Here is a 5,153-nt window from a genome sequence, read left to right as displayed (position 1 = left end):
AATGGTGAAAGCTTTACATTTAAAGCTTTTCAGGCTATTTCGTCACCCCTTCAGGTATTTGCGCTGTGTGTTGCCAGCCATAGCCGATGGCTTTTATAATGATAAACCCTTGGATGAATTACCGGTAGGCTTACAAGGCTATTATGAAAACCATTGGCAGTTGATGGGGATGACAACCAAGCCTTTACCCAGGGATAAAATTAAAATTGTTTATGTCATGTGTGCCTTAAGTAGTCCGGCTTCTCGTCAAACAATTGCCAACTATTCTAAGCAGGATGAATTCACGGTGCAGGAAGTGCTTGATGGATGGCAGCAATTTTTACAGAAGCAAGAAACTTATCGACCACCACGTTATCGGTTTTATCACGAAAGTTTCCGAGATTTTTTGCATCGACAGGATATTGTGCAAGCGGCAGGTGTGATGTTACCTAATATTAGTGCTGAAATTGCCGATAATATGACAGAGGGGCTGGAGTTATGAGTTTTGTAGGGTGTGTTAGGGGCGGTCGCCCTAATTTTCCGACTCTTCGTGCTTGGTTACGACAGCCAGCCCCGTAACGCACCACCGGATCAAAGATCAAACAGCATGCATTGAGATGCACCCCTTGAATTATGAGTAATCTTCGCAGTTGGTTAGGGCAAAAATCACCAGAGGAAATAGAGCATTTCTTGGGTGATATTCCCCGTTTATGGTTAGAAGGTGGTCAACTTAACAAATTATATCGTTTGTTGAGTAATTATGAGTTTATCGAAGCCAAACTTAATCATCCTGAATTTGGCATCAAGACACTGATTGAAGATTATGAGTTGATTGATGATATAGAGGTATCCCATCCAGACTACAGCGAGCAAACGATAAAATCCCTCAAGTTAATTCAGGGAGCGTTGCGACTATCAACACATATCTTAAGTCAAGATCCAAATCAATTAGCAGGGCAACTGTCAGGGCGTTTAGTAGAGTTTGATACCCCAGACATTCAACGATTATTACAACAGATACCGCAAACTAATACCACTTATTTGCGTAGCTTGACAGCTACGTTAAATCCCCCTACTGGACCCTTACTATCTACCCTAATTGGTCATGGTGACTCCGTAAATGCCGTTGCTGTCACACCAGATGGCACGAGGGTAATTTCTGGTTCATCTGACAACACAGTTAAAGTCTGGAATTTGAATACAGGTGCAGAAATTTTCACATTAAAAGGTCATAGTGCCCGAGTCCATGCTGTAGCGGTTACTCCCGATGGCACCAGGATAATTTCTGGTGCCTCTGACCATACGGTTAGAGTCTGGAGTTTAGCAACGGGTAAAGAAATACAGAGATTTAATGGTCATAGTCACCCTGTAGTTGCTGTAGCGGTTACTCCCAATGGCAAGGAAGTGGTTTCAGTATCAGTTGCAAAGATTAACTCTATCAAAGTCTGGGATTTGGAAACTGCTAAAGAAGAGTTAACCCTAAAAGGTCATAAAGACATAGTGAGAACTGTTGCTATCACATCTGATAATCGCGTAATTTCTGGGTCAGATGATGGAACTATTAATGTTTGGGATTTAACAAATGGTAAAATGCTTTTCAGTTTTAATGAGCCTAGAATATACAGCGTTTATGGTGGTCATATAGTTAATATTCAATGGCAGCCAGTATATGCAATGGCAGTTACTCTGGACGATAAGTGGCTAATTTCTGGTTCTGGTTATTCTGAACAGAGTACAAATAATCTTATAATCTGGAATTTAGAAACGAAAAAAATAGCTTTCACCCTTAAAGGTCATAAAAATCCTATTAGTGCTCTTGCTGTTACGCTTGACGGTAAACAAGTAATTTATACTTCTTTCGATAATACTATTAAAGTTTGGAATTTAGAATCTCAAGAAGAAATTTTCACTTTTTATGGTCATGATGACTCAATCTATGATATTACAATAACACCAGATGGTAAGACTATTATTTCTGCTTCAAAGGATAAAACACTCAAGATTTGGAATTTAGAATCACAACAGAAGCATGTTGAATTAAAAGAAAACAAAACTTCAGTAAATGATGTAACCATTACTCCCGATGGCAAGCAAGTAATTTTTTTGTTACAAGATACTATCATAAAAATTTGGAATTTAAATAAAAAGACTATAATTTCTAGTTTTTATAGCACTCATAATTCTCAAAATAATATTGTTATAAAAACTAGAAAAAAAATTGAAAAATATACATGGCATATTTATTCAGGTTTTACCAAAGTATTCTCGATATTTTATGATAGATTAAACAATCACTTATTCTCATTACTATTCGCATTATTCATGTTAACAGATATTTTAGCAATATTAATAGGTTTAATAAAAAATATAATAATAAGTATCATTATATTAACACTTATCTGTGTAATAGAAATTTCAGAAAAAATAGAAAATCATTTTAATTTTACTAAAAAAAATATACCTGAATATTTTTATAAACAACTATCTAAACAAAAAATAAAATTATTAAAATATTTACCAAAATACAGCAAATTTTCGGATATAACAAGAGAATTAAGTCAAGCCTTTGAAAGGAATGTAATTATTAGACTAGGGATTGCACCCAATAATTTTCTGGTTTCTATAAATAATCAAATACCGTCATCTTATCAGTTTTTGAGTGTCTGGAATTACCGTAGAAGAACTAAAATTTGCGATTTACTATCAATCTCTCAATATTGCTACATTTATTTAATTTTATTAATATCTGTTATTTACATAAGTATTAGATCTTTCTTTTTATATATTCAATTTTTATTTTCAGATTTGCAGATACTTTGGTTTTGCTCCCTATTTGGATTAATTGCCTAATTATATGTACTAGATAAACTATTGTCTTCTATAATAACCTTCATATTTTATGGTTCTGCAACAGCTATATCAATCACCCCAGATGGTAACCATGTAATTTCTGGTTCAACTAAAAGTACTATTAAAGTTTGGCATCTGGACACCAAAAAGTTACATTTTGTCCTCAAAGGTCATCAGGACGAGATAACTAGTTTAGCTGTCACCCCAGATGGTAAGTATTTGGTTTCTGGCTCCAAGGATAAAACAATCAAACTTTGGAATCTAGAAACTAGAAAGGAATGTTTCACCCTTAAAGGTCATGGGGATTCAGTCAATACTCTCTCGGTAACCCCTGATGGTAACTACGTCGTGTCTGGCTCCAAGGATAACACCATCAAAATTTGGGATTTGGAAAAGCGAGAGGAAATGCTTACCTTTACAGGTCATAAGGACTCGATAAATCGGATCAAAGTAACATCCAACGGTAAGCTAGTGATTTCTGCATCTTCCGATAAAACACTCCAAGTGTGGGATTTCGAGACTAGGGAAGTTATTGCTACGTTTACTGGAGAAAGTGCTATCAACTGTTGCGCCGTTGCACCGGATGATGTCACCATTGTCGCAGGGGATGAAGGGGGAAATATGCATTTTCTGCGGTTGGAGGGAGTGGGGAATAGGGAACAGGGAACAGGGAACAGGGAACAGGGAACAGAAAAGAGGCAAAAGGCAAAAGGCAAAAGGCAAAAGGCAAGTAGGGAGTAGGGAATAAATTAATCATAAATTCATCCTAGGGTGGGCAGTGCCTAAGACCGATAATAATAGGGTTTAATAGATTTTATCAGCACTGCCCACGGACAATAAAGAGTTTAGCTTTTTAATCAAATTAATCGTCAGTCAGGTGGGCAGTGCATCAGAGCAATTTCAAAGCTGACCATTGGTTTGATAAGCACTACCCACCCTACATCTACTCCGCCTTAAGCCACCTCAATATACTCACAGAATGACACTGATTCAGGAGCACTTAATCCATCTTCTTTCAATCCTTCCAAATGAAACATCACTGCCTCAGTAATTAATTGTTTAACGTCTTCTAATGTTTCTGCCACCGCAACACATCCAGGAAGATCGGGAACATAAGCACCGTAGCTATTTTTTCCTTTTTCAATAACAACTGCATAGCGCATTAAATTTTGTCCTCCTCTATTTGAGCTTGTCGCCATATATTTTTAAGAGTCCCAATCGGAGCCTCAAGACTTGATTTACCCGATACTGTTACTGTGCCAGACTTTGAAGGAGTAGGGAGTAGGGATTAGGGAGTGGGGAGTCGAGAATAAATTAATCATAAATTCATCGTAGGGTGGGCAGTGCCTAAGACGGATAATATTAGGGTTTAATAGATTTTATCAGCACTGCCCACCAACCGAAAATTAACTAGAAACTAGTAATACTATTAATCCTAGGGTGGGCAGTGGATAAAACGGATAATATCAATTTGTAATAGGTTGGATCGGCACTGCACACCGACAATAAAGAGTTTACCTTTTTAATCAAATTAATCGTCAGGTGGGCAGTGCATCAGACCAATTGAAAAGCTGACCATTGGTTTGATAAGCACTGCCCACCCTACATCTACTCAACCGAACATGATATTATCCCGACTCCCGACTCCCGACTTCCTAAAAAAAATCGGTCAAGTTTGGTTAAGCCCAATTCTTGACCGCATTCAATTTTTCGATATGTCACAAGAACAGCTCAGCTGTACTTATATGATAACAACTCCAAATCGACTATTACATTGTTGTTGAGTTACTCAGCAACTACTGGAAACCAACAACATCCCAACTCATACTGCTTCATCCTGCTTCACAAAACAATTTTCGCAACATAACCCTCACGATTCCTGTGGGCCAGGGATGAAAATCCCTGGCAAATTCCTATCCTAGTCTACATAAAAGTATCGAATGAAAAACGTCATCACCTGACCAGGTTTTCCGGTAGGCTCCGGAGTGCTCCATTCGTCCGGGTGTGCATACTTAAGGGCATACACGGCATTAATGGTATTGCGAACCTGTTCAGGAGTACCGACCAAGACGTGCTTGGCTTTTTTGCACTTACGGCATTGGTCACCAGAATTTTCTGGGCAATTAGGATTGTTGAGATTGTGATCTGAGTTGGGGTTAATGTTGTTAGTCATTTGGAGTTCCGTGTTTGAACTATGTATAATATTAATATATTAATTTATTGACTATGTGTCAAGGGGTTTGGGAATTTTTTTTTATTAATAAATAAGGAATCGGGAATCGGGAATCGGGAATCGGGAATCGGGAATCGGGAATCGGGAATCG

Annotated in this window: 4 protein-coding genes and 1 pseudogene; 3 read left to right on the top strand and 2 right to left on the bottom strand. The window is 37.7% G+C overall.

Translation table 11 applies throughout. The features are described from left to right. The 3 genes and pseudogenes from BJP37_RS08460 to BJP37_RS08450 all read left to right on the top strand — a co-directional run. Positions 1–481 (top strand): annotated as a pseudogene (locus tag BJP37_RS08460) (SOS response-associated peptidase); the annotation flags it as partial. Between the two features lie 131 nt (positions 482–612). Next, positions 613–2,829 (top strand): WD40 repeat domain-containing protein, encoded by a 2,217-nt coding sequence (locus BJP37_RS08455; protein WP_075897980.1) that lies wholly within the window; start codon positions 613–615, stop codon positions 2,827–2,829. A gap of 21 nt (positions 2,830–2,850) precedes the next feature. After that, positions 2,851–3,570: a WD40 repeat domain-containing protein gene (locus tag BJP37_RS08450; protein WP_075897978.1), complete on the top strand. Its 720-nt coding sequence runs from the start codon at positions 2,851–2,853 to the stop codon at positions 3,568–3,570. A 212-nt stretch (positions 3,571–3,782) separates the two neighbouring features. Here the strand turns inward: BJP37_RS08450 and BJP37_RS08445 are convergent, their stop codons facing one another. Further along, a complete protein-coding gene (locus BJP37_RS08445) occupies positions 3,783–3,992 on the bottom strand; it encodes a type II toxin-antitoxin system HicB family antitoxin (protein ID WP_075897976.1) in 210 nt (69 codons plus the stop codon). Between the two features lie 755 nt (positions 3,993–4,747). Further along, positions 4,748–5,002, bottom strand: a complete 255-nt coding sequence (locus BJP37_RS08435) for a hypothetical protein (RefSeq protein ID WP_075897974.1) — start codon at positions 5,000–5,002, stop codon at positions 4,748–4,750. Between the last annotated feature and the right edge of the window lie 151 nt (positions 5,003–5,153).

The organism is Moorena bouillonii PNG (assembly GCF_001942495.1).
Classification (GTDB): Bacteria; Cyanobacteriota; Cyanobacteriia; order Cyanobacteriales; family Coleofasciculaceae; genus Moorena; species Moorena bouillonii.
This window is presented reverse-complemented; position numbering and strand designations above follow the sequence as displayed.

Bases quoted from the DNA above. Each gene is read 5' to 3' on its own strand.
- BJP37_RS08435 (WP_075897974.1), bottom strand. From the start codon at position 5,002: ATGACTAACAACATTAACCCCAACTCAGATCACAATCTCAACAATCCT.
- BJP37_RS08455 (WP_075897980.1), top strand. From the start codon at position 613: ATGAGTAATCTTCGCAGTTGGTTAGGGCAAAAATCACCAGAGGAAATA.
- BJP37_RS08445 (WP_075897976.1), bottom strand. From the start codon at position 3,992: ATGCGCTATGCAGTTGTTATTGAAAAAGGAAAAAATAGCTACGGTGCT.